Origin of the sequence: Collinsella ihumii (assembly GCF_900046475.1) — a bacterium.
In the GTDB taxonomy this organism is placed as follows: Bacteria; Actinomycetota; Coriobacteriia; order Coriobacteriales; family Coriobacteriaceae; genus Collinsella; species Collinsella ihumii.
On record NZ_FCOU01000007.1, the window covers coordinates 62,745 to 87,692 of the forward strand.

At 60.2% G+C, this 24,948-nt stretch carries 17 protein-coding genes and 1 tRNA gene; 12 read left to right on the plus strand and 6 right to left on the minus strand.

The genetic code is table 11. The annotated features are described in order from the left end of the window. Positions 1 to 20 precede the first annotated feature (20 nt). Positions 21 to 1,586, plus strand: coding sequence for a PTS transporter subunit EIIC (locus tag BN3789_RS05630; protein WP_066831521.1), 1,566 nt, complete (start codon positions 21 to 23; stop codon positions 1,584 to 1,586). A 100-nt stretch (positions 1,587 to 1,686) separates the two neighbouring features. Continuing rightward, on the plus strand, positions 1,687 to 1,875 hold the full coding sequence (locus BN3789_RS13020) for a hypothetical protein (RefSeq protein WP_147569575.1): 189 nt from the start codon (positions 1,687 to 1,689) through the stop codon (positions 1,873 to 1,875). A 77-nt stretch (positions 1,876 to 1,952) separates the two neighbouring features. Here BN3789_RS13020 and BN3789_RS05635 read toward each other — a convergent pair whose 3' ends face one another. Continuing rightward, positions 1,953 to 2,378, minus strand: coding sequence for a hypothetical protein (locus BN3789_RS05635; protein ID WP_066831523.1), 426 nt, complete (start codon positions 2,376 to 2,378; stop codon positions 1,953 to 1,955). A 556-nt stretch (positions 2,379 to 2,934) separates the two neighbouring features. On the opposite strand from BN3789_RS05635, the gene BN3789_RS05640 reads away from it, so the two are divergent. From BN3789_RS05640 to BN3789_RS05665, 7 genes are all read left to right on the plus strand, one after another. Further along, entirely contained in the window at positions 2,935 to 3,339 is a 405-nt protein-coding gene (locus BN3789_RS05640; RefSeq protein ID WP_066831526.1) for a hypothetical protein, read from the plus strand. Between the two features lie 70 nt (positions 3,340 to 3,409). Beyond that, a tRNA-Arg gene (locus tag BN3789_RS05645) sits at positions 3,410 to 3,485 on the plus strand. Between the two features lie 286 nt (positions 3,486 to 3,771). Continuing rightward, on the plus strand, positions 3,772 to 5,160 hold the full coding sequence (locus BN3789_RS05650; RefSeq protein WP_079989118.1) for an exonuclease domain-containing protein: 1,389 nt from the start codon (positions 3,772 to 3,774) through the stop codon (positions 5,158 to 5,160). A gap of 8 nt (positions 5,161 to 5,168) precedes the next feature. Beyond that, positions 5,169 to 5,819, plus strand: a complete 651-nt coding sequence (locus tag BN3789_RS12340; RefSeq protein ID WP_079989119.1) for a BspA family leucine-rich repeat surface protein — start codon at positions 5,169 to 5,171, stop codon at positions 5,817 to 5,819. A gap of 493 nt (positions 5,820 to 6,312) precedes the next feature. After that, complete coding sequence (locus BN3789_RS05655) at positions 6,313 to 7,260, plus strand: exonuclease domain-containing protein (RefSeq protein ID WP_066831532.1); 948 nt, start codon at positions 6,313 to 6,315, stop codon at positions 7,258 to 7,260. A 140-nt stretch (positions 7,261 to 7,400) separates the two neighbouring features. Further along, positions 7,401 to 9,068, plus strand: a complete 1,668-nt coding sequence (locus BN3789_RS05660; protein ID WP_066831535.1) for an ATP-dependent nuclease — start codon at positions 7,401 to 7,403, stop codon at positions 9,066 to 9,068. Continuing rightward, complete coding sequence (locus tag BN3789_RS05665; protein ID WP_066831538.1) at positions 9,065 to 10,108, plus strand: UvrD-helicase domain-containing protein; 1,044 nt, start codon at positions 9,065 to 9,067, stop codon at positions 10,106 to 10,108. Before BN3789_RS05660 ends, BN3789_RS05665 begins: the two co-directional genes overlap by 4 nt. 546 nt (positions 10,109 to 10,654) lie before the next feature. Here BN3789_RS05665 and BN3789_RS05670 read toward each other — a convergent pair. The 5 genes from BN3789_RS05670 to BN3789_RS05685 all read right to left on the minus strand — a co-directional run bounded on the left by BN3789_RS05670 (position 10,655) and on the right by BN3789_RS05685 (position 18,842). Further along, positions 10,655 to 13,021, minus strand: a complete 2,367-nt coding sequence (locus tag BN3789_RS05670; protein WP_161938975.1) for an S-layer homology domain-containing protein — start codon at positions 13,019 to 13,021, stop codon at positions 10,655 to 10,657. Between the two features lie 274 nt (positions 13,022 to 13,295). Further along, entirely contained in the window at positions 13,296 to 16,313 is a 3,018-nt protein-coding gene (locus tag BN3789_RS05675) for an MBG domain-containing protein (protein WP_066831546.1), read from the minus strand. Between the two features lie 244 nt (positions 16,314 to 16,557). Continuing rightward, positions 16,558 to 16,881, minus strand: a complete 324-nt coding sequence (locus BN3789_RS12660; protein ID WP_147569576.1) for a hypothetical protein — start codon at positions 16,879 to 16,881, stop codon at positions 16,558 to 16,560. A 370-nt stretch (positions 16,882 to 17,251) separates the two neighbouring features. Continuing rightward, positions 17,252 to 18,310, minus strand: coding sequence for an FAD:protein FMN transferase (locus BN3789_RS05680; protein ID WP_066831548.1), 1,059 nt, complete (start codon positions 18,308 to 18,310; stop codon positions 17,252 to 17,254). Next, a complete protein-coding gene (locus BN3789_RS05685) occupies positions 18,303 to 18,842 on the minus strand; it encodes a Gx transporter family protein (RefSeq protein ID WP_079989122.1) in 540 nt (179 codons plus the stop codon). Before BN3789_RS05685 ends, BN3789_RS05680 begins: the two co-directional genes overlap by 8 nt. 83 nt (positions 18,843 to 18,925) lie before the next feature. Between BN3789_RS05685 and BN3789_RS05690 the strand changes: the two genes are divergently transcribed. The 3 genes from BN3789_RS05690 (at position 18,926) to hisG (ending at position 24,867) form a co-directional block, all read left to right on the plus strand. Then, positions 18,926 to 19,942 carry a LacI family DNA-binding transcriptional regulator gene (locus BN3789_RS05690; protein WP_066831551.1) on the plus strand — a complete coding sequence of 339 codons (1,017 nt, stop codon included), beginning with the start codon at positions 18,926 to 18,928 and terminating at the stop codon, positions 19,940 to 19,942. Positions 19,943 to 20,474: 532 nt separating this feature from the next. Further along, complete coding sequence (locus tag BN3789_RS05695; RefSeq protein WP_066831558.1) at positions 20,475 to 22,982, plus strand: phosphoketolase family protein; 2,508 nt, start codon at positions 20,475 to 20,477, stop codon at positions 22,980 to 22,982. Positions 22,983 to 23,172: 190 nt separating this feature from the next. Further along, positions 23,173 to 24,867 (plus strand): ATP phosphoribosyltransferase, encoded by a 1,695-nt coding sequence (hisG, locus tag BN3789_RS05700; protein ID WP_066831560.1) that lies wholly within the window; start codon positions 23,173 to 23,175, stop codon positions 24,865 to 24,867. Positions 24,868 to 24,948 lie beyond the last annotated feature (81 nt).

Sequence of the window (24,948 nt, forward strand, 5' to 3'; positions counted from 1 at the left end):
GATGTCAGAGGGGACTGAACATGAACAAAGATGAATTGCTGGCGAAGTTCCAGCGTTTGGGCAAGGTCCTGATGACGCCCGTTTTGATCTTGCCTATCGCGGGCATCCTGCAGGGCTTCGGCAACGCCTTCACGAGTCCCATGCTGCTCGAGTACGCGCCATGGTTGGGGACCCCGGCGATCGCCATCTTCTTCTCGATCCTGAAGGCGGCCGCGGGCGTCGTGATGAGCAACATCCCGCTTATCTTCGCCGTGTGTTTGGCCTATGGGTTCGCCAAGGGGGAGAAGGCCACGGCGGCGCTGTGCGGCATGATCGGCTACATGACGCTCAACGCCGTGATGGGCACGTTCCTGACGGCGATCGGCACCATCGACCCGGAGAACCTGGCTACCGGCCAGAGCACCATCCTGGGCACGATTACGCTCGATACCGGCGTGATCGGCGGCCTTCTGGTCGGTGCGCTCGTCGCCTACCTGCATAATCGCTTCTACAAGATCGAGCTGCCGGCCGCGCTGTCCATCTTCAACGGCGTGAAGTTCATCCCGGCGGTCACGATCGTGGGATGCAGCGTGCTCGCGCTGGTGCTCTCGCTCGTGTTTCCGCTCGTCCAGACGGCTCTGGGGGCGCTTTCCGACTTCATCCGCGCCACCGGCGTGTTCGGGTCGTTCGTATACGGCGCCGGCGAGCGCCTGCTGCTTCCCTTCGGCCTGCATCACTTCGTGTACCTGCCGTTCTTCTTCACCTCGCTCGGCGGTACCGAGGTCATCGACGGCGAGACCATCTCCGGCGCCGTGAACATCTACAGTGCCATCCTGGGCTCAGCTACCACCCCGTTCGATATCAACGTGAGCCGCTTCGTCATGAACGGCAAGGTCATCTTCGCCATGTTCGGCCTGCCCGGTGCCGCGCTCGCCTTCTACAAGACGGCGCTGCCCGAGAACAAGAAGAAGACCGGTGCGCTCATGATCGCGCTCGTCATCCCGTGCGTGCTGTCCGGCATCACCGAGCCGCTCGAGTACTCGTTCCTGTTCATCGCGCCGGTGCTGTATCTGGTCCACGCCATCATGGCCGGCCTTGCGTACGCGTTCACGTTCCTGCTGAACTTCAACGTCGCCGGCTCCGCGACGTTCGGGGGCCCGCTGCTGTCGCTGATCTTCAACGGCATCCTGGGGGCGAGCAAGGGATCCGGCTGGATGTCCATCCTCATCCTCGGCCCGATCTGGTTCGCGACGTACTTCTTCGTCTTCAAGACGCTGATCAAGCGCATGAACCTCAAGACCCCGGGACGCGAGCTTCCCGAAGAGGGCTCCGAGGACGCCAAGGCCGAGAAGGCACCCGTGAGCGAGCTCATCCCGCTCATCATCGAGGCCGTCGGCGGTGCCGATAACATCAAGAGCGCCGAGGCCTGCTTCACCCGTCTGCGCCTGCAGCTGAACGACTGCAGCAAGGTGGCCGACGACAAGGTGTTCACCGAGGAGCTCGAGGCGCGCGGTATCGTGCATGTCGCCGGAGGCGTGCAGATCGTGTACGGTATGATGGCCGCGAACTACGCCACGCAGATGCGCGAGGCGCTCGGCATGGAGTAGCCGAGAGGCGGCAGGGGGGATCCTGCGGCCAGACACCGGAGATGGGGGCGACGCGGCCTACGGGCGCGCCGCCCCTTCTCTGTGCGACAATGGGGCGAATGTGGATACGCTGGGCGAAGGAGGCACCATGCCCGACGACGAGAAGCGCCCCCAGGCGCGGCGGGAGAAGGGTCCCGAGCCGCGCGACCCGTTCATCCGGGCGGAGAACGAGGACGACGACGGCTACGATCCCTATTCGGACCGTCGACCGGAACCCGAGCCGCTGTTCGAGCGCGATCCGTGGGGTTAGCCGGAAACGGATGGCCGACAATGGAAAAGCCGGGGCGAACCCCGGCTTTTCCCATGCGGCGTATCGAAGGCGCGACGCTAGCGGTCGAGCTCCTTGCGGACCATCGTGTCGAGGATGGCGGCGATCAAGCCAAACAGGATGACCAGCGCGTCGAGCACGGGGATCGTCTGCCCGAGGCCGCTGACCACGCACGTGACGATGCCGACGAGGACCGTCAGGACGGCGAGCAGGCGATGGCTTCCAAGGGCGCTCGGGCGGTTCGCGCCGTGGATGCCCATGAAGGCGGTGATGAAGCTCAGGGCCGCGCACAGCAGGTACAGGATGCCGTCGATGCTCACCACGAGCACGCCGAGCACGCCGGCGTCCGCTTCGGCGTAGTTCGCGCCGGTAAAGCAGGTGATGCCCAGGGTGAGCGCCGCGAGGGCGACGACGACCTGCAGCAGGCTTGCGATCTTGAGGTATTTGCGGTTGGGTGAGAGGCGCGATCCCGAGGACCCGTTCATCCGTGCGGAGAACGAGGACGATGACGGCTACGATCCCTACTCGGATCGTACGCCGGACCCGAAGCCGCTGTTCGAGCGGGATCCGTGGGACTAGAGATGTTGGATGCCGCCCCGCGTTGCTCGTCGCACGCGGGGCGGTACTTTTTTGGGGTGCGGGGCGCTGTATCCGCCTGCGTGCGAAATCGCATCCTGATAAAAGGTTTTACCAAGGTAGGAAGGCACCTCGTTCTGAATTTGGTATCAACTCGCGGGCAAGAAGGGCCGCTTTAGGGCGGATTGGAGGCGCCTCCTGGGGCCTCCGGAAACGGCTGCATAAAGAAACCGCAGGTCACAGCCTTGTCAGATATGGCCGTTTTCCATTCGTATTTCTCGGATTGATACCAAATTCATTTTCAAGAAATAATAACCTCCTTTTCCCTGCGGATTTGCGGTGCGGTTTTCCCACCGTGCGCATACGGGACCCCGGAATCTGCCCGTCGCGCGGTGTAGGGCTTAGCCCCGTTTGCGTCTGCGCCCTGATACAATCTGGGGCGATGCGACAACGGAAAGGGGAACCATGTCATCTCTGTGCAAGACCGTCAAGATCATCTCGCTTATCATGCTGGCGATGGGCGTCGTCGGCATTGTCTACGGCGTGTACCAGTGGATGACCGCACCTGTCATCGAGGGCTTCGAGCAGGGCCAGGTCTACGTGCGCGCGAGCGCGGTGCTCGTGGTAGTCTGCAGCATTCTGTTCCTCGTGGGAGGTGTGAGCGGTGCGCTCGGCGCCAACAATCCCGGTAAGCTGAAGCCCTACACCGTGCTGTGCGCAATTCTGGCCATCGCGAACGGCATCGCCGCCGCCCTGTTCCTCATCGCGGGGGCGTTCATGCCGGTCTTCTTCGTGTTCGCGATCCTCGCGCTGGTAGGAGCCGTGTTCGCTGTTCGCGCTCGAAAGGACGCGTCGAACCGACTGCTCTAGCCGTGCTGCATCGATGAAGGTTGCCCGTCTCGCGCGGGCGTGCTTCCGTTCTGCTAGAATCGTACTACTTGCCTCCGTAGCTCAGGGGATAGAGCACCGCTCTCCTAAAGCGGGTGTCGCCCGTTCGAATCGGGCCGGGGGCACCAGAATTATCGCAGGTCAGAAGTCATATTGGCTTCTGACCTGTTTGTTTTTTCTGCCGGCTGGGTAAGAAGAGCGAAGGGTTATTCGATCGGTTTATCAAGACGGGGTCTTTGTATCGGTCGCCGACATGGGCGGAGCGCTTGTTTGCGATTATGCGTAAGGTCAAAAGACGCAAACCGTTAAGCAGTTGTATCTGCGCCTCCATCATTCCAAGTACAATGGTGCAGAGGGTTTATTATTTATTTACGAGAGTTTTTGTTTTCTCGCGGGCGTGTTGTTGGAAACATCATGGGACTGGTGGTCAATATGAGGTACTCGCCTTTTGGTTCTGACGATTTGTGTTCATGGGCAAGTGCGGCGAAGCGCGGGGGTTCAATTCCGGAAAGTCCGGTTCCAGGTGAGCCGAGGGTTTATAACGTTGATGCTTGGCTTGACGCTGATGATCAGGCTCCGGTGAAGGTGACGGGTGTTTGGATGTCGGAATTGCCAGAGGCCCTCAGAAAGTCGCTTCTCAAAGAACTCGGACTGCCTGTTAAGAAAGGCATTGTCTATAAAGAAGCAGACGGGAACCCCTTGAGAGTCATAGATGTCAAGATAGCGGATGTTTGGGATGGTTGGTGCAACGTCGCTGTTCGACTTGAAGATGGGACGGTGCCTCCCGTAAGGATACATTCGATGTACTTCGCTGAGATGAATTCCGGAGCAGTGAGTACCGAAGCGCATTTGCCCGTTCAGGAAAAGCCAAGAATGAAGAGAAGCGGGAGGACGAAAAGGGGAAAAGAGATCAAGGGCATGCCTCTAGATTATTTTGTCTTTGACCTTGAATCGACCGATAGAAGCTATAAGTCCTCCGAGATATGCGAGATTGCCGCTTTAAAGGTTGTTGACGGGGAGATTGTCGATACGTTCGTAACCCCAGTTTATATCGATGGCGATATTTCCGAGTCGGCTGCCCGCAAGAACCATATTTCAAAGGATATGCTTCAGGATGCGCCTCACATGAGATCCGCGCTGAAAGCATTCATTGATTTCATTGGCAACGATGCAGTGCTTGTCGGGCATAACATCAAGACGTTTGACCTCCCCTTTATAAAGCGGGTTTCTGAACTTTGTGGCATGGAGTTTAGTTACAGGGAAGCCATCGATACGCTTGCTCTCGCAAAGAGAGCCTGGCAAGATCTGCCAAGTTACAAAATGGATGATCTTCGTATGCGGCTTGACTTGGATCAAGACGGAGCTCATCGTGCCCTCAAGGACTGCAGAGATGAATACGAGCTCTATATGAGGATACGAAAGGAAGCGGAAGAGGGTAGGGTTTCTATCGAAACGCCTAAAGTGGGCTCATCACGTCCGGGCACAAAATGGTCGGGGCGATGGGGGCGCAAGAAAGCGAGAGAGTTTACTACGGACAGAACTGAGTTCGATGAGAACCATCCCCTCTTTGGAAAGAGCGTTGTCCTCAGTGGGGACATTGAGGGCATTGAGTACAACGATTGCCTTCAGGCTGTTTGCGATCTCGGTGGTCATCCTCAAGACGGCGTGACGAAGAAAACCGATTACCTGGTTGTTGGGGAAAACCCTGGTAAGGGCAAAATCGCAAAGGCTGTTGAATATAAAAGCAAGGGGCAGGATATCGAGATAATCGATGCTGCTGCATTTATTGCGATGATCGGCTAGGGAGGTAGATGGTCATGAGCGTTGCAAATGGCTGGATTATCGTTTGCCCCGCGGATAGCGAGGATGATGTGGACGCTATCGGGGACAGCACTCTATATATCGAATATAGTGAGCACAGGATTAAAAACGATGGTACGGAAAACCTTCCAAAGAGGCCTAGCGACGGTACGGTGAGAGGGACGTTGGCGTCAGGATGGTTTGGCAGTTCGGATATTCATTCTTTTGGGGCGCAGCCTTGGTATCCGTATCGTAATAGAATCGGTGCAGTCAGAATTCTCGATGTATGGTTACCGGACAACGGGAAGTATCTGTTTGACGGTCTCAATAACTGTCGTGAGTTTGACTTGCTGAAGCTGGACACTGCTCAATGCGATAGCTTTGAAGGAATGTTCCGTGGGTGCTCCTCTGTTACACAGCTTTTCGATCTGGATCGTTTGAATACGGAGAGGGTTACCAACACTTCATACATGTTCCTTAACTGCCTTTCGCTCCGCGCAGTAAGCATTGCTGGTTGGGATGTTTCTGCAATCACTGAAACGGATCATATGCTGGCCGGATGCTCGACGTATGTTCTTGCAAGCAAAGGTCAAAGCTCACTTCTTGATCGCGTAGCCCCCGGTACATCAGAAAGCGGAATCTGGCGAAGGGCTATTCAGTAAGGGCGGCCCGCGCATCAATGCGCTCATGATTCCGTTAAGAGAGGGGGCGGGGTTGTTTGATTGTTCTATCCAAAGAAGCGTGGGCGCGACGGCAGGGGTTGCGAAATGGCAAATAGGCTGGTATGAGGTAAGGCAAAAGTGAGTACGGTCTGAATCGGGGCTGATTATCCCAGACGAAGGGGCCTGTTGTCTGACTTGACGAGCGTTGTATTCTCGAATGTCCGTAACATCTCCGGGCGAGTACAACGGTGCGCGGCAAACGGTAGGGGCGCTTCGGATGGATCATCTTCCACCGTCAGTTGTGCGACGGGTGAAGAGCGACATTGTCAACGTCCGGTCCCACGGCGTTGATTCGGCGATTGAAGCGGACCGAGCTTTATTGGCTGGCATCGTGGAGAAAAATGTGCACAAGCGTGGGAAGTTTGACAACGTTGGGTCGTTGCCAGCTTCTGCAAGCGGTGAGCGGACTTATTGAATGGAGACATAGAACACCATGGCAAGCAGCAATCGGCCCGGAAAAGGAAAGAGCCTCATCGCATTCCCCTGCGAGTACGTCGCCGTCGATCTCGAGACGACGGGTACGAGCCCGATGTGGGACAAGATAATCGAGATCGGTGCCGCGCGCGTCCGCGACGGCGAGGTCATGGAGACCTACCAGGAGCTGGTGAACCCCGGCTTCAAGATTGACCCGTATGTCGTGAAGCTTACCGGGATTACGGACGAGATGGTTGGGGATGCCCCCGCGATCGACGAGGTAATGCCCCGGTTCTCCCGGTTCCTCGGGGGCGCCGTCATGGTGGGGCACAACATCGCCTCGTTCGACGCGAACTTCCTCTACGACGCGGGAGAGCGCATCGGGGCGCCCGTCACCAACGACTTCGTGGACACCATGCGGCTGGCGCGCAAGCTTCACAAGGACTGGGTGCATCATCGGCTGAAGGATCTTCGCGATGCGTTCGGGATCGCCGACGACGGCGCGCACCGCGCGCTCGCCGACGCGCTGGCCACCTCGCGTGCGCTCGAGCACATGCGGCGGGAGGCGGTTGAAGCCTACGGCTCCATCGATGAGTTCTGCCACGCGGCCCGCTCCCGCACCGGCTCGAGCTCGGGGCATGCCGAGGGCTACGCCGACATCGTACCCACGGTCGAGGACTTCGACGATGCGCACCCCTTCTACGGTAAGGAAGTCGTAGTCACCGGCAGCCTGGGCGACGGGTGGACGAAGCGGGACGCCGCGCAGGCGGTCGTGAACTGCGGCGGCACATTCGCCAGGGGCCTCAAGATGGCCACCGATTTCCTCGTGGTCGCGGACTACAGCAGGTGCAGGACCATCAGGGGCGACATGTCGAGCAAGCACAGGAAGGCCCTCGAGTACAAGGCGCGAGGCGTCGACATAGAGATCATCGATACCGACACCTTCTTCGAGATGCTCGGGGAATAGTCTCAATTCGAAACCTTTGCGTTGGGAATGACGAAAGGTTATATGCCTATGGGTGCATAAGAGTCGGATATCGTGGATGCTGTCGGCGTTCGAAGAATAAACACGGATGGGCTGATCGGTAGATAGGTGAAAGGTGCAGAATGGGTGCGGATGGCGGAATCTACCTTAGAAAGATTCGTATCAAAGGGTTCAAGCGCTTTCGGGATGTGCTGACCGTCGACTTCAACGCGGGTGGCAATGTTTTGGTTGGGGATAACGGTGCCGGGAAGAGCACCATCTTGGAGGCAATCAACCTTGCTCTCTCGGGCAGGTTCAGAAATGAGCCGATCGGACGGGCCATTAGCCCCTACCTGTTCAATACCGAGGACGTCGCCCAGTTCATAAAAGCGAGCGGAACATCTGAATGCGATCTTCCGGTCATCAGCATCGAGGTTTTCCTTGGCAATGCTGACTCAGGCGGGCTTGTCAATTTCGTTGGCGCGGTCAACTCTGACCGTTCCCGTCAAGCGGGATTTACCTTCCGCATTGGGCCCTCTCGCGAATATGCTGACGATCTGATAGGGCGGGTGCGCGCCGAATCGTTCGACAGCCTCCCGATTGAGTATTACACAGCAACTTGGGAAACCTTTTCCCGTGCGTTGGTTTCGCCGGTGAAGCTGCCCATCAGATCGGCTTTCATCAATCCCGGCGGAGAATGGGGTTCTGTCGCTGTGGATGAGAGGGCTGTCAAGAGCATCATTGATTGTCTGGATCCCGAGATTTGCCGGAGCATTGCGGGCGATGTCCGGTCAAGTCGGGATAATCTAGCGAGCGCCGATGGTCTCGCACGAGCAAACGGGAGCATCGGCGGGATAGAAATCCTTGGCGGAAGAACGGCGAAGCTCTCCGCAAAACAGTGCTCGAGGGAGTCGTGGATTAGGGACCTGACGGTCCAGGCCGGCGATGTCCCATTTGCACATATGGGGTCCGGCTCTCAAGGCGTCCTTCAAACGCGCGTAGCGCTCGAACGCCATCCTTTTTCTAAGAGGGCAACTGTCATATTGTACGAGGAGCCTGAGAACCATCTCTCGCATGCCCACCTTCGGGAACTCATGGATATTGTTCTTCAGGCGACCGGCAGCCAGACTGTCTTTTCAACCCACTCGAGTTTTGTTGCGAACAAGCTCGATCTGGGCAATCTCCTTCTTGTCCCTGCCGAAGGAGGGGGCGGTTGCATGAGGTTCTCCGACTTGAGCAAATCGACCAGGGAATATTTCGAGAAACTCGCCGGCTTCGATACCCTGAGAGTCGTTTTGGCCGATCGCTCCATTCTGGTCGAGGGACCCTCCGATGAGCTCATAGTCCAGAAACTGTACATGGATTATCACAATGGCAAGATGCCTTTAGATGACGGGATCGACGTCATCAGCGTAAAGGGATTGAGTTTCAAGCGGTTTCTTGACCTTGCCAAGCTCGCTGGAAAAAGGGTTGCGGTTGTTACCGACAACGACGGGCATCCTGAAAAGGTTGCTGAAAAGTATAAAGACTACAGCCAGGGCGACGGCATCAAGATCTGCACGCCTTCGACGACGAGAACCGGGGACGAAGGCGATGGCGTAAAAAGTTGGAACACGCTGGAACCTGAGTTGTCTCGCGAGAACGGATGGGAGCGGTTGGCGAGCATTTTAGGATATGCCTGCTCAAGTGAAGCCGAGCTTGTCAAACATATGGAGGCTGAGAAAACCGAGTGTGCGCTGGGGCTGTTCAAGTCGGATTCTTCTATAACCTGCCCTGAGTACATCCGGGAAGCGATGGGCTGGGTTGCATGATGGAGGGCCTTCCAGACAAGGTCGCGATAATAGCTGGTGCCGGCACGGGAAAGAGCGCTCTACTCAGAACGCTTGCGCTCGCTGAATCGAAGAGGCGGGTGCTCTATCTGACCTTCACGGAGAGCAACGCCTATGAATTTGCAGAGGGTGTTTGCGGGGAAGTCGGGGCAATTCCAAATAACGTGACTGTCATGACGTGGTACTCGTTCCTGCTCGTTCATGGTGTGCGCCCCTTTCCGTTGAAGACGATTCCGGAAAGGATAGATTCTTGCGTTCTGCCGGGAGGCAAAGTCAGACAGAGACGGGGCGTCCACAAAGGCGATCACGATTACTATTGCCCACGGCGCGGTGAGGCGTATGCTGCGCGGCTCTCTGAATTAATGCTTGCTTGCGATGGGCAATGGGGCGGTGAGGTTTTCGGGAGAATCAAGGATGCGTATCCCGTCATCCTCGTGGATGAAGCGCAGGACTTCGCGGGAGCAGACTACGATGTTATCGCGAAGCTTGTACAATCGGCAGAAAAGGCGCTTGTCGTCGGAGATCCGCGGCAGGCGACCTACAGGACGAATCGGGAATCCCTGCACAGGAACTTCAGCAACATCTTCGAATTCATTGAAGCGAAAAAGCTGTGCAAGGTTGATCGAGATAGCCTGTCCGTCTCTTATAGATGCCCCGAAGAGATTATCGCTCTTGCAAACTCTCTTTATGTTGGGCGCTACCCCGAGGTGACCTCTGCCCGGCCCCGAACTGACTCCCATCGAGTCTTTAAGCTAAAGAAGAGCAAGGTACTCGAATATGCAGCAACGAAAGAGTGCATGGCGTTAACGTGGAATGGCGGTACGGTCGTTCCGGATGGGCTGCCGCGGATCAACATGGGCGAGGCGAAGGGAATGAATATTCCGAACGTCATCATCTATCCAACCGGCGACATGAAGCAGTGGCTCCAAGGCGATAGAGTTGATTGGGCGCAGGAAACCCTTGCAAAGTTTTATGTGGCGATTACGCGCGCCTCGGAGACCGTTGCCTTTGTGATTGACTAGGCGTCACAGTAGACCTCAGTGAAGAACCGATTCTTGAAATTAAGCGAGAAGGCGGTTATCTGCTGGGGAATAGTTGTCAGCATCTAGACCGTCTTCAGACTTCTGAGAAAACGCCTTTATTTGGGTTGGAAATCTACCTCACATAGTTTTGAGCTGCACGCATCTGCACCAGACGGTAGCCGGCATTCAAGTCAGCGACAAGGCGAACAAGAAGCTTGATGGAAGCAAGAAATCGTAACGCCCAAGTCAGATTACCCAAAAAAACTGGTAAAAGGTCAGCATTCGCCTGAAATCCTCACGGCTTCATAGCCTGGTGGCCCCTGCGCTGCGCAGCGTCAAGCTGTCTGAGCATTACTCTTTTGTCGGATGGGGACACTTCCGAGGATGCAAATCCACCGACCGCCTTCATCCATATACTTCCGAGAGAAGGTCCTTGCTAGGACTTTCGGCCGGCTCTGTCACGTTCCGCGGGCGCACAATTTGGGCCCCGGGAGCGGTTAACGGAACTGCTCCCAGGGCCCGATGGCTTGATCTATTCGACCGCAGCTACTTTCCGAGCACGCCGGCATCGATGGCGCTCACGGTCATGGCGGCCATCTCCGCCCTGACGAGGCCGCGGGTGGCCTGCAGCTCGCGCGAGCCGTCCGCCATCTCCACGCCGTTCATGATCCCGGCCTCGACGGCCCATGCGACCGCGGGGCGCGCCCAGTCGGACACGGCGCTTCCGTCGGCGAACCGGTCGAGGGCGGACGCGTCGGCCGCGTCCAGGTCCGCTCCCGCCGCGTTGGCGATGACGGCGCAGAACTCCTCACGCGTGAGGGTCCGGCCGATCCCGAACAGGTCGCTTCCGGCGTAACCGCCCATGACGTCTTCGGCAACCGCCCAGTTGACCGCGTCGGTGTACCAGTCGTTCAGGACGTCCCTGTGCGGGGCGGGCGGCGCGGCTAGGTCCCCCTCGCCCAGGTAGTTGAACATGACCGCCGCTGCCTGCTCGCGGGTGAGCCAGTCGAGCGGACCGAACAGGCCGCTCCCCGAGTAGCCGTTCATGACGCCGAGCTGCGCGGCCCTCGTGACGGCATCGTGGTACCAGGCCCCCTCGGGGACGTCCGGGAAGGACGACGAGGGCTCGTTGGGGTCGGAAGGATTGTCAGGCTCATCGGGATCAGTGGGGTCGGAGGGGTCAGAGGGGTCCGTCGGGCCGCTCGGGTCCCCGCCCCGCTCCACGATCTCGAACTCGACCCTGATGCTGCCGGAGTAGGCGCCCTTGCCGGTGATGGTGACCGACGCGGTGCCCGGCGCGTCGTTGTCCTCGTAGGAGAGCTCGTAGTCGGTCCCCTCGGCGAGGACCTTCCCGTCGAGCTCGACGGTGGGCCTGGGCGTCGCGGGCGAACCGGTCCAGGTCTGGTCGGGGATCTCGGAGACCGTGGCACCTGCGATGGAGACGGTGTCGACGGGTTCGACGGCTATCCCGAAGCAGCGGCGATAAGTTCCCATGTAATATCCGTCGCTACCAGGATCTTTCTCCATATCCGTGAACTTATCGCTAAACGTGAAGGCTCCCGCTTCATCTACTCTATATGTCCTAATTTCCTTGACGGATCCGATATAGTCATCGGTTATATAGACCGATGCAGTTCGGTTCGCGTATTGTTTACCGAGATCGATCTTATAGTCGATACTCCCAGAACTCGCATCTCCGAAGACCGCGGCATTCAGGGTGAACCCACCCATAAGCCCGTCTACCTTGTTGCCTATGAAAGCTGGTGATGATTCGCTGAAGTAATCGACAGCCAGATTGAAGTCAGAATCGGCTAGGGAGATTTCAGCGCCCTCTGTTGTCCGAATGATTGAGTCGTAGCCGCAGAAATCGACAGTCGCACCGCTCTGGAATCGTTCGACGGGCTCAATATTGATTGCAATGACCCCGTCGCATCTACCTTCCAACTCGGCATTGTTCGTTAGCGTTCTGAGCTCGAATGCATTTACGGTTCCATCTTCCGTGTATTGGACAATGTCGCCGTAGGGGATGGTGAACGTGCCGTCTTGATCGACGATGAGCTTGTGAACCGCGTTGCTCCAGTTTAAATTATCCGATTCGAGTGTGCTCCCTCCAATGTACGCGGTCGCCCTCATTCCGGCATACTTTTTATCGACCTGGAACTTGAATCCGGTGACAGCTGGGTTTTCAAATTCGTCCTCAAGCGCTTCTCGGAATGAGAAAAGGTATGACCCAAGGTGGAGGCCCCCATTCGTGGGCGTAGTGTAATTTCCGGGGTATTCTATGTAGTCTCCATCTTGGATGGGGACTGGTTTGATTGATGCGGTTCCGTCGTGCGTCTGATTGCTGCCCGCCACGATATCCACTTGGGCTTTGTCATCCGAGATTGAGGCAAGGCTATAGGTGTGGTTTTGTTTGAAGCCATCGTAGAGGCTTTTCAGTGTAAGTGGGGAAATGCCGTTGACCAGGCTATTGCTCGGCATATTGTTTAAATCCCACATGTCGACGACTACCGTTAGCAGCAGGGAGCCATGTACCGATTGACTGATTTCGATGGTTGAGACTTCTGAGTTGGAATCAGGACTGGGCACGGAGCGCATCAGAGTGGTCTGCATCCCATCGGAATTCTCAATGTAGATGGTGACCGATCTGCCTTCAAGATATCTGGGGATGTCAATCGAATAGCTAAAGTCCTCCTTATCGCCAGAGATCTTTAGCTTGTAAAGCACGCGGTCGTTCACTTCCGGTTTATATTGGGAGGCGAGCTCGTCGACTGCCTCTACCGTCACCCCATTGCTTTGCGAGACGAGGGAGGTTTGCGACGCCTGCGGTTCATCTTCTACTGCCATGGCAATTGTTGGTGATGCCAAACAGGCTGTTAGGGTCGCTGCTATTACAATTGGCGTTGCTTTCAAACAGATCACTCCTCGTCGCCGTGGGTATTCATAATTCCGGACGATACGATTCGAAAAGACATCTTGCGCCTTTATCGATTCTGCTCGCCCGCGTTGCTCCGTTTTCCTCTCATAGCAGTATATTTGACGCCCCATGTCATCTGGATGTTCCTTGATGGCTTTTCGGCGGTTGGCTTTCCGCACGCTTTTTTGAGCTAGCGAAGAGTCATATAAAAATGCCCCGGCGGCATGATTTTCCGCCGGGGCACCTTATGCCTCCCGCAACTTCCCCCGGTTATCCGAGGTGCAGCACGTCGCGATGCAGGACGCTGAACATTTTGGCCGCGGCGCAGCGCCAGGCATCTCCGTTCGGGTTGACGTAGGCGACGCCGTTGTCAACCTCTCCGCTGATGATGCCCTGGTCGACCGCCCAAGCGACCGAGGTCCGAGCCCAGTTGGCGACCTCGCTGGCTCCGTTGATGGTGTCGAGTGCCTGACCGTTGGAGGCCACGGTGATCCCGCCGATCTCCTTGGCATAGTTCGCGAGCATGGCGCACAGCTCTTCGCGCGTGACGGGCTTCTCGGGATCGAAGGTGTTGTTGCCGTATCCGTTGATGACCGCGTGCGCGCGTGCCCAACGGATGGCGCATCCGTAGTACTGGCTGTAGTCCACGTCGCTGAAGGACTCGGAGTTTGCGTTCGGCGAGCCGGCCATGTTCCACAGGACGCACGCTACCTGGCCGCGCGTGATGGAAACATACGGGCCGAAGGTTCCGTCGTCGTAGCCGTGCATCAGCCCGTGCTCGAGAACGTAGCCGAGCACTTCCTCGGTGGCGTACCAGTCCGTCGGGTCGACATCGGGGAAGCCGCCCGTGACGGGCGTGCTGGGGGTATCGGGATCTTCCGGCTGCTCAGGTTCGTCTGCGCCGTTTTTGGAAACGGTGAGCGTGCCGTTCACAACGGTCACGTCGTAATCGGGATTGACTCCGAGCTTCACTTCGATGGGATAGGTTCCCTCTGTGCCGCTCCAGACGCACGACAGACTGTAGTCGATTTTCTTTCCCGCAACCTCTCCGGTGACTTTGGCGGTCAGCGGTGGGCGCTGCTCGCCCGGCTTCATGGTCTTGTTATCCACCGTGATGGTCGCCTTTGCCTTGGCGACGGTGATGGCGATCTGCTTGGTCACCTTCGCATGAGTGTCGCTTTCCTGCGCCGTGATGGTGATGGTGGCGTTGCCCGCCCCCTTGATGCTCACGGTGCCGTTGCTCGAGACGGTGACGACGTCCGTGTTGCTTGAACTATAGCTCAGCTTCTGCCCGCTGGATATCGAGGCGCCGAGCGAGAAGTCGGCGTTGCCAAACGTCTTGGCAAACGAATTGCTGCCGGCAATGGATGCCGTCTTCTTGGCCGTGACGGTGAGCGTGCCGTTGACGGCGATCACGTCATAGTTGGGGTTGGAGCCGAGGTTCACCTTGATGGTGTAGGTCCCCGTAGCGGCGGTGTTGGCGTCGCAAGACAGGGTGTATTTTACCGGATAGCTCGAAAGCTGGCCGGCGACCGTGGCGGTGAGCTCGGGCATCTTGTCGCCCACGCCCATGGTTTTGTCTTGTGCGGTGACTGTCGCCTTGGCCTTGTTGATGGTGATCGAAATGATCTTGCTTGAGCTGGCGACGGAATCGGTCGCCTGCGTCTTCGCCGTAATCGTTGCAGTTCCCGCCCCATGCACGGTGACATAGCCCATGCTCGAAACGGTGACAACAGACGGGTTGCTGGACGTGTATGTAAGGGGCGAGCCGTTGGTTGCCTTGGCGTCAAGCCTGAAGTCGCCGTCGCCGAAGGTTTTGGTATAGGAGTCTGATCCGTTGATAGCAGGACCGGTGCCGGCGGTGACGGTGAGCGTGCCGTTTATAGCGGTCACATCATAGTTGGGATTGCGGCCAAGCTTTACGACGATGGGGTACGTGCCGACTTTGCTGTTCGGGTTGCAGGACAGCGAGTAGTTGATTCGGTCGGAGCTGACCTCGCCGGTGACACTGGCCGTGAGCGTCGGCTTTTTTTCGCCGGAACGCATGGTCAGGTCGTTCGCTCTGACCGTCGCCTTGGCCTTTTTGACCGTGACGGTGATGGTCTTCGTGGCTTCGGGATACCGATCGTTGGCCTGCGCTGTCACGGTGATGGTTGCCGTGCCGGCGCCGCAGACGCTGGCCTCATCACCGTATAGGCCGATGACGGACGTATCGCTTGTATAGTAGCGCAGGGTCTGGCCGCTGGAGATCGACTGGTTGAGGCTGAAGTCCGCGTCACCGAACGTCTTGCTAAAGAAGTCGGGTCCGGTAATGGTTGCGGGGGTCGCCGAGCCTCCGCCCTCCAGACTGAAGAAGTTCACCTGGTACTCAATGGGGGAAGAAGTGGCTCCCGTGATGCGCACGGTGAAGCTGTCGCCCGAATTGTAAGAAATACCGTTGGGTCTGAAGATGATGGCGCCGACCATTCCGTACCAACCGTTGTCGACGTGGAAGTAGCCATCTTTTGACGTGCTGCTAAAGTTCCACACCTTGCCGTCGCGCTGGCGGGTGAGGGTGACGGTCGTGCTGCTTTCCGATACCTCACTGCCTACGTTTAGGCTCCACGGATCGTCGCTTTGGAAGAGCTCGACCGGCATGTTCTGCGCGGGCCAAGCGACGTTCGTGCAGCTTGAGGAGCCAGTTCTGTCGAAGGCGTACATGGCGGTGTAGCTGCCCACATAGCCAAAGCCCACCTGACCCATGGGTGGATTGAGCACCCAGCGACGGTGGCCAACACGGTCGATGTTACTCGCGTCTTCATCGCGCAGGTAGCCGTTGACGATTGAGCTAGCGGGATTGGCGTAGCCTGATCCGAGATTTGAGCTGCTCGCTCCCGTATGCCCGAGGTCATAGAGGTCATTGGGTAGGCCAGCTGGCTGGGATGGATCGTGCGACAGCTTGTTGTTCAGCCTGCTAACGAGCGATGCTGCCTGCGCCCACTCGTTGTAGTCGCTGTTCAGCGTGACGTTGCTCGGGACGCCCGCGATGTAGCGCACAAAGTTGAGGACCTTGAGCGCGTCGTTGAGCGTTTCGTTCGAAAGGCTTCCGGCAGCATATGGCGGGGTTTTGACATTTGGCTGCGCGGAATAGCTGACGGATTTGCTCGTGAGCTCGTCGAGGTCGATGTTATTTCGCTCGGCATAGTCCAAGATGTCCTCCTGGCTTACCGGGGCCACGTTGCATCCGTCGGCAAAGGCGGCATGAGGGCTCAGAGCAAGCACGAGCGCGAGGCTTGCCATGAGTGCCATCACCACCCGCCACCATCGCCGCGACGCGTGCTGGGACAGCCCGGAGGGCCGCCAAACATTCGTATACATAAGTACCTCCCGACCCTTTGCGAGGGGACAACCCCTCTCTACTTGAGACCTTATATGCTGGTGGCGGATGTTTTTGGGTGCGACAAAAGTCTATCGGCGAGGGGCCATTTTGATTGGCGAGCGGCGGCGCGTGGCAGGCAAAAGTGCACGCAGAAGGTACGTCCCCAACGTGCACCTACAGCCGCAGTGCCATGCCGCTGCGCTTGGCCACGAACCACCTTCCCCGTTCCCACCAGATCACTTTGGGCGTACGGCGGATGCAGACGGTCCACTTGACGCAGAGGTTGCCGAATTCTGCTCTGCCAAAGCTCCGAACGCTGTAGACGCTTTCGATGTTCCACCATCTGCCGTCGGGCCAATGCAGGCGCACGGGGTGCGCATCATGATCACCGGGCCCTGGTGACCCTGCTGCCATGTCCACGCGGATGTAGATGCGCTCCCGTTCTGCGGGAATGCCGCACCTTCCGGCAAGCGATGCACGATGCGGGAATCCAGCCACGGTAACCTCCTCAATCGATCATGTGTTCGAATCGAGTGGCATCATAAGCAGTCGCGTGGACATGGCTTTGCACTCAGTGGAGGCTCGCGGGCCGGAAATTGCTGAAAAGTCAGCCTTGTATGCGAATCGTTTCCGGGTCCCGGCAAAACTGCACCTCCCGGTTGCTCGCTACCTGCTCAAACGTCGTCCCGCGAGGTGGGTGTTCCCGGGGGTCGCGATTCAACCCGTCTACAAGGCCGATTTTTCAGCAATTTCCGGCCCGCGAGCCTCCACTGGATCCAGATTCAAGGTCGAGACGTGCCCATGCGGTCCGCCTCCGCCAGCCCGTCGCGCGGAAGCCCATGAAGCGCGCTTTACGTAATCCAGAAGATCAGCTGGTAAACGAAGTGACAGCGTCCCATCGGCTGCTTTCGACGGCGGTTCCGTCGTGCAGGATGAAATACGCGGCGACGTCGTCGCGCTCGTCGGCGATCTGGCGCCCGCGATTGCTGCCAGCAACGAAGAGCGTGGTCGAAAGCGTGTCGGCCAAGGTGGAGGATGGGCAGGCGACCGTGACGCTGTCGACGTCGGTGGAGACGGGCATGCCCGTATTCGGGTCCAGGATGTGCCAGTAGGTCACGCCGTCCTGCTCGAAGGTGCGCTCGTATAGCCCGCTGGTCACCAGGGAGGTCGGTTCGGCAAGCGAGGCGGTGCCGACGACGGTGCTGCCGCCGGGATCGTTGGGGTCGCGCACGCCGACGAGCCAGGGCTCTCCGTCGGGCTTGGTGCCGAACAGCGCGATGTTGCCGCCCAAGGAGATCATGGCGGCGGTAGCCGAGGTCTCGGCTTCCAGCAGCTCGACGAGCCGGTCGGCAACATAGCCCTTGGCGATGCCCCCCAGATCGAGCTGCGCCTGCGGGTCGTCGAGCTGCACGGTGCAGGCGTCCTCGTCCACGTGGACGCCGCGCCAGCCCACATGGGGGAGGGCGGCGGAGATCGCCTCGTCGGAAGGGCGCACGCCCTCGTCGAAGTCCCACAGGGTCGATACAGCGCCGATGGTGATGTCGAACAGCCCGTCGAACTCCGCGCAGTAAGCCAGGGCCTGGGAGACCAGGTCCGCAGTCGCGGGGTCCACCTCCACGGCGGCGCCTTTGGCGGCGTTGATGCGCGCGATGTCCGAATCGCTGCTGTAGAGGTTGAACAGCTTGTCGTAGCGGGCGCACGCCTGCGTCAGCTTTGAAAGCGCCGCATCGTCGCCGTAAACAGAGAACGTGCAGTACGTATCGAATGCGAACGTGCCGCCGCTCGCGGGCTCCTCTCCAGGGCCTACCGCGACCGACCCGCCGCTTTCGGAGCATCCGGGCAGCAGGCGGGTCAGGCTTCCGGCGAGCGCGATGCCCGCGCCTGCGAGCAGCGCGCGGCGAGAGGGGAATGACGACGGACTACTCACGGAAGCCCGCCTTCGGGAGGGCGGCGAGCACGCCGCGCAGGATGAGCCCGATCGCCAGTCCGCACGCAACGCCCGCGATGGCGAGCACAGGGGCGTTCACGAGCGCGACCTGGGGAGACAGAAGCGCCGCCACGACCAGCAGCTGGCCCGCGTTGTGCGCCACGCCGCCCAAAACCGACACGCCCACCTCGGAAAACAGATCGAGGCGCACAGCGGCGGCCATGATGGCCCATGAGAGCAGGCCTCCGCCCAAGCTGAACGCGAGCATCTGCGGTGTCGAGAAGAGCAGCATGGAGCAAAACACCTTGGCGAGCATGATGAACAGGGCGGGGCGGGCGCCCATGCGCTCGAGTGCGAACAGGACCACGGCGTTGCCCAGCCCCAGCTTGATGCCGGGAACGCTCACCGGCAGGGGCACCAGGACCTCCAGGTAGCCCGCGCACAGGGCAAGGGCGGTGAGCAGGCCGTACCATGCCGCCCTGCGCCCCGGGCTCGATAGGGTGTTTCGTTTTGTCGCATTCCGTCGTATCATGCTGGCTATTATAGAGAACGCGCCGTGGTATACGCACCATTGCATAAACGCACCAAGGTCATGAGGCAAAAGGAGAAGAGGCTGTGGCCAAGAAGGTGACGCTCAAGCAGATCGCGCACGAGGTGGGCCTGTCGCCCGCCTCCGTCTCGCTTGTCCTCAACAACCGACCGTGTCGCATCTCCGAGGAGAATCGCCGCCGCATCAAAGAGGTGGCGGCGCGCGAGCACTATATTCCCAACCAGATCGCGCGGAGCCTGGTCACGCGCCAATCAAAGACCCTCGGCCTCATCGTCCCCAACATCGAAAGCCGGTTCTTCTCCTCGCTCGCCAAGAATCTGGAGCAGCGGTGCCGTGCCGAAGGGTACGCATTGTTCATCACCAATTCGGACGGGATTCCCGAGAACGACGTCGAGTTGCTCAACCTGCTGGTCACGCGCGGTGTCGATGGCCTGTTTCTCGTAGTCTCCGATGAGGTGTCCGACAATGCGACGCTGCTTGAGGAGCTGAACAACCTGCCGGTTCCGTGCGTGATGGTCGACCGCGTGGTGAACGAGTTCACCTGCGACAAGGTCATGTTCGACCACGAGCTGGGCGGCTACATGGCGACGCGCTACCTGCTGCAGATGGGGCATCGTCGGATTGCCTGCGTGGTGAACGCCTCCAAGACCCTGACCGGTCGCAAGCGTCTGCTGGGCTATCTGCGCGCGCTGCGCGAGTCGGGCCTCGAGACGGACCTGTCGCTCGTGGTGGAGAGCGAGTACTACATCTCCAGCGCATACGAAGCGTGCACCGAGGTGCTCGACAGCGATGCGACCGCCGTGTTCGCGAGCTCGGACAACATCGCGCTCGGCCTGCTGAAGCGCATGCATGAGAAGGGGAAGCGCATCCCGCGCGACTACTCGATGGTGAGCTACGACAACAGCGCCGCCGATGCGCTGTTCGAGCCCGCGCTGACCTCGATCGAGCAGAACGTCGGCAAGCTGTCGATGCATGCGGTGGGCCTGATGATGCGCCGTCTGGCGAACCCCGCCGTCGATCCGGTCGAGCGCGTGCTCAAGCCCCAGCTGGTCATCAAGGAAAGCGTGGCCTCTGCGAAGTAGGGTATCTGCCCCCACCCTTCGTCTCGGCTGCGCGAACGGTATGTTTTGGCCGGTGAGCGGCATGAGATATGAAGGAATGGAGAAGGGCTGCGACGTATGCGGCGCGCCTTTTGCTCGTGCTGCGCATATTGTTCGAACACTTCATGGAATGGGTCGGTCCACTGCCATGGCGCAAAGCACCGTTTTTGCAGGTACGGGCGATAATAGGCGATAGGTCCGAGAGGGGCTGTTCGAAGACAGTCCGTTTTGGCTGTCCCAAGGCGATGCTTACCGCACCTTGATATAAACTTTTCCGAAAGATAAAACGATTTGTCATAATGGTAAAACGTTTTAGCAACTATACTGGCCTTGGATGTGCTGGACGGGTGCAACCCGGTAGATTCCAGAGGCTCCATCCAACTTCTGGGATTTGCACACTGCGCGGAACCCCTGCCTGCGCTGAGCGCTTACTGCGGCTCGCATCCGTCCGCATCCGAGGTTTGATACCTAATCGGCGGGCATCCCGCCCGGCGTGATAAAAAAAGGAGGAGCAATGTCCCAACCCGTGATCGGAACTCCGTGGAAGAAGCTCAACGCCCCGGTGAGCGCTGAGACCCTCGAGGGTGTTGAGAAGTATTGGCGCTGCGCCAACTACCTCTCGGTCGGTCAGATCTACCTCCGTTCCAACCCCCTTATGAAGAAGGACTGGGTGGACGAGAAGACCGGTGAGACCCGTGATTTCGGTCGTCCCGACGTCAAGCACCGTCTCGTCGGCCACTGGGGCACCACTCCGGGCGTGAACTTCCTGTTCGGCCACGTGAACCGCCTGATCGCCGATCACCAGCAGAACGCCATCTTCCTGATGGGCCCTGGTCACGGCGGCCCTGCGGGCACCGCTCAGTCCCTGCTCGACGGCACCTATCGCGAGATTCGTCCCGACATCACCGATGACGAGGCCGGCCTGCAGAAGTTCTTCCGCCAGTTCTCCTACCCCGGCGGCATCCCCAGCCACTTCGCCCCCGAGACCCCCGGTTCCATCCACGAGGGCGGCGAGCTCGGCTACACCCTGTCCCACGCCTACGGCGCCGTGATGGACAATCCGAGCCTGCTGGCCGTGGCCGTCGTGGGCGACGGCGAGGCCGAGACCGCGGCGCTCGCCACCTCCTGGCAGTCCAACAAGCTCGTGAACCCCAAGACCGACGGCATCGTGCTGCCGATCCTGCACCTCAACGGCTACAAGATCGCCAACCCCACCATCCTCGCCCGCATCTCCGATGAGGAGCTCACCAAGTTCTTCGAGGGCATGGGCTACAAGCCGCACTTCTTCATGGCCGGCTTCGACAACGAGCCGCACATGTCGATTCACGCTCGCTTCGCCACCCTCCTCGAGGAGGTCTTCAACGAGATCTGCGACATCAAGACCAAGGCCGAGACCGGCGTCGAGACCCGCCCGGTCTACCCGATGATCATCTTCCGCACGCCCAAGGGCTGGACGTGCCCCAAGCACATCGACGGCAAGAAGACCGAGGACTCCTGGCGTGCCCACCAGGTGCCGCTGGCGAGCGCCAAGGACACCCACGAGCACTTCCGCGTCCTGCGCGCCTGGCTGCGCTCCTACATGCCCGAGGAGCTCTTCACGCCGGAGGGCCAGGTTCGCCCCGAGGTGACGGCCTTCATGCCCAAGGGCGACCTGCGCATCGGTGCCAATCCCAACGCCAACGGCGGCAAGGTCCGTCAGCCGCTCACCCTGCCCGACATCCATGCCCATGAGGTGCCGGTCGCCGAGAAGGGCCACGGCTGGGGCTCCACCGAGGCCGCGCGCGTCTTCGGCGCCTACACCGCCGACGTGCTCGCCGCTAACGACGACTTCCGCATCTTCGGCCCCGACGAGACCGCTTCGAACCGCCTGCAGGACGCCTACAAGGTGACCAAGAAGCAGTGGGAGGCCGGCTATCACGCCGACGCCGACAACGACGACCTGCTGGCCACCTCCGGCAAGGTGATCGAGCAGCTCTCCGAGCACCAGTGCGAGGGCTTCCTCGAGGCCTACCTGCTCACCGGCCGTCACGGCGTGTGGAGCACCTACGAGAGCTTCGTGCACGTGGTCGACTCCATGGTCAACCAGCACTGCAAGTGGCTCGAGGCCACCGTCCGCGAGATCCCGTGGCGCGAGCCCATCGCCGGCCTGAACATCCTGCTGTCCAGCCACGTGTGGCGTCAGGACCACAACGGCTTCTCCCACCAGGACCCCGGCTTCATCGACCTGCTGCTCAACAAGGCCAACGACACCCACGTCGTGAACGCCTACTATCCGTGCGACGCCAACATGGCCCTTGCCGTCGCCGAGCGTTGCTACCAGTCCACCAACTGCGTGAACGCCATCTTCTGCGGCAAGCAGCCCGCGCCGACCTTCGTGACGGTCGACGAGGCCAAGGCCGAGCTCGAAGAGGGCCTTGCCGTGTGGGATTGGGCCTGCACCGCCGATAGCCTCGAGGACGCCGACCTCGTGATCGCCTCGTGCGGCGACGTCCCCACCATGGAGGCCCTGGCCGCTACCGACCTGCTGCGCAAGCTCGGCGTCAAGGTGTGGTTCGTGAACGTCGTCGACCTGCTCAAGATCCAGAGCGTCGCCGACAACGACCAGGCCATCTCCGACGAGCGCTTCGTCGAGTTCTTCGGTGACGAGAACAAGCCCGTGCTCTTCTGCTTCCACGCTTACGAGGGCACCATCCACCGCATCCTGTGGGATCGTCCGGGCGTCAAGAGCTTCCGCGTGCACGGCTACGAGGAGAAGGGCTCCACGACCACCCCGTACGACATGCTGCGCCTCAACAACATGGATCGCTGGGAGCTTGCGTCCGACGCGCTGCGCCTGGTCGACGCCGACAAGTACGCCGATCAGATCCAGACGTGGGAGGACTTCCGCGAGGAGGCGTTCCGCTTCGCCGTGGACGAGGGCTACGATCACCCCGACTTCACCAACTGGGTCTGGCCTGACGCCGCCGCCGCGACCGACGGTGAGCTTTCCGCGACCCAGATGACCGCCGGCGACAACGAGTAGCGCCCGGAACATCCGGTTCAGCCAACCGTAGCGAGGGGGCACGGCCACGAGGCCGTGCCCCTTTTTCTGTCGCTCCTTCGGGCGCCGCTTCGGCAAGAACTATCAGGACTTGGTTAACAATTGCGTGTTTGCTGCCGCAAGCACTCTAGTATGCTAAAGTATCTGGCCAGCAAGAAGAGAGGAGCGGCGCATGACGGCAACGCCATGGGGATTCAGGGACATTCTGCCCGAGGAGGCGCAGGCGCGCGAGGATATCGCGCTGACGGTAAAGAACTGCCTCAAGGCGCATCGCTACCTTCCGGTCGAGACGCCGCTTTTGGAGGACAAAAGCGCGCTGGAGCAGGGCGGGCACCTGGCGGATACGCCCTTCAAGCTTTTCGACGACGACGGTCGCTTCCTGGTCGTCCGTCCCGACAACACGCTTTCCATCGTGAGGCTCGTGTCCTCGCGCATGAGCGCCGGCGATCTGCCGCTGCGCCTGCGCTACGAGGCCCCGGTCGTGCGCGCCGCCTCGCGCAACAGCGGTACCTCGCGCCAGTTCACGCAGCTCGGCTACGAGCTGATCGGCGCCGGCGGCGCGGCGGGGGATGCCGAGATCGTCTCGATCGCGGTCGAGGTCGTGCGCGAGCTCGGCCTACCCGGCTGGCGGCTCGTCTGCGGCAGCGTCCTGCCCATCAAGGCCCTGCTTTCCTGCTGCGCCGACGCGGACCTCGCCCGTCGCGTGCTCGAATTCGTGCACGCCAACAACCTCGTTGACCTCGATGCGTGCGTGCGCGCAAGCGGCGAGGACGAGGCCTTCAAGCGCGCCGTGTGCGCCCTGCCGCGCCTGAGCGGCGGCATCGAGGTGCTCGACGAGGTCGACGCGCTGCTGGAGGACGCCGGGGTGGGCGATTCCGCCACCGACGAGCTGCGTGCGCTCTATGGGGCGGTCTCCGCGATGGGGGAGGACGTCCGCGCGCGCCTGACGTTCGATTTCTCCATCTTGAACTCGTTTGACTACTACACGGGCCTGCTGTTCAAGGTCTACGCCGCCGGCATGCCGGACTCCGTCGGCTCGGGCGGTCGCTACGATACCGTGCTCGACGGCGCGATCGACGGCGTGCAGCGCGTCCCCGCCGCCGGCTTTGCGTTCTCGCTCGAGCGGCTCGAGGCCGTCCGTCCCGACGAGAAGGCCGTGTGCGCGGGCGGGGACGGGGCGATCCCGCGCGATGTGGCGGCGCCCTTGCGCATCGCCGTCCCAAAGGGCTCGCTCAACGCCGATACGCTGCGCGTGCTCGAGGCTGCGGGGCTTGACGTGTCCGCCCTGCGCGATCCCGGCCGACACCTGATCTTCAGGGCGAGCGATACGCGCGAAGACGACGACTCCATCGGCGAGGTGGAATACATCATCGTACGACCGACCGACGCCCCGGCGTTCGTTGCCTGCGGGGGAGCCGACTGCGGTATCTGCGGGCGCGACTCCTTGATCGAGGCCGACCTCAACCTGCTTCAGCTTATCGACCTGCAATTCGGCGCATGCCGGTTCATCGAGGCCGAGCCCGCATGGCGGGCGGGGGAGGCGGAGCGCGCCTATGCGCGCCGCGGCAGCCTGCGCGTTGCGACGAAGTACCCGCGCATCGCGAGCGCCTGGTACGAGGAGCGCGGCGTGAACGCGGACATCATCTCGCTTCACGGCAACATCGAGCTCGGACCCATCGTGGGCCTGTCCGACCGCATCGTGGACATCACGGCGACCGGCACGACGCTGCGCGAAAACGACCTCGTCATCACCGGCGAGATCATGGAGTGCACGGCGCGGTTCTTCGTGAACCCCGGCCGCGCGAGGCTGGACGGGCGCGTGAGGAGGCTCGCGGAGCGCCTGGCCGCCGTCGTGGCGCAGGGTTGAGGCCCCTGAGCGGAGCTTGCCGAATTTGGTATCAACAATCGGGGTATGCCCGGGCAAAACGGGCGCTTCGCAGCGTTCTGC

Coding starts and splice junctions, on each gene's coding strand:
- BN3789_RS12340 (WP_079989119.1), top strand. CDS start 5,169: ATGGTCATGAGCGTTGCAAATGGCTGGATTATCGTTTGCCCCGCGGAT.
- BN3789_RS05695 (WP_066831558.1), top strand. CDS start 20,475: ATGTCCCAACCCGTGATCGGAACTCCGTGGAAGAAGCTCAACGCCCCG.
- hisG (WP_066831560.1), top strand. CDS start 23,173: ATGACGGCAACGCCATGGGGATTCAGGGACATTCTGCCCGAGGAGGCG.
- BN3789_RS05665 (WP_066831538.1), top strand. CDS start 9,065: ATGATGGAGGGCCTTCCAGACAAGGTCGCGATAATAGCTGGTGCCGGC.
- BN3789_RS05650 (WP_079989118.1), top strand. CDS start 3,772: ATGGGACTGGTGGTCAATATGAGGTACTCGCCTTTTGGTTCTGACGAT.
- BN3789_RS05655 (WP_066831532.1), top strand. CDS start 6,313: ATGGCAAGCAGCAATCGGCCCGGAAAAGGAAAGAGCCTCATCGCATTC.
- BN3789_RS05640 (WP_066831526.1), top strand. CDS start 2,935: ATGTCATCTCTGTGCAAGACCGTCAAGATCATCTCGCTTATCATGCTG.
- BN3789_RS05685 (WP_079989122.1), bottom strand. CDS start 18,842: ATGATACGACGGAATGCGACAAAACGAAACACCCTATCGAGCCCGGGG.
- BN3789_RS05660 (WP_066831535.1), top strand. CDS start 7,401: ATGGGTGCGGATGGCGGAATCTACCTTAGAAAGATTCGTATCAAAGGG.
- BN3789_RS05675 (WP_066831546.1), bottom strand. CDS start 16,313: ATGGCACTCATGGCAAGCCTCGCGCTCGTGCTTGCTCTGAGCCCTCAT.
- BN3789_RS05630 (WP_066831521.1), top strand. CDS start 21: ATGAACAAAGATGAATTGCTGGCGAAGTTCCAGCGTTTGGGCAAGGTC.
- BN3789_RS05635 (WP_066831523.1), bottom strand. CDS start 2,378: ATGAACGGGTCCTCGGGATCGCGCCTCTCACCCAACCGCAAATACCTC.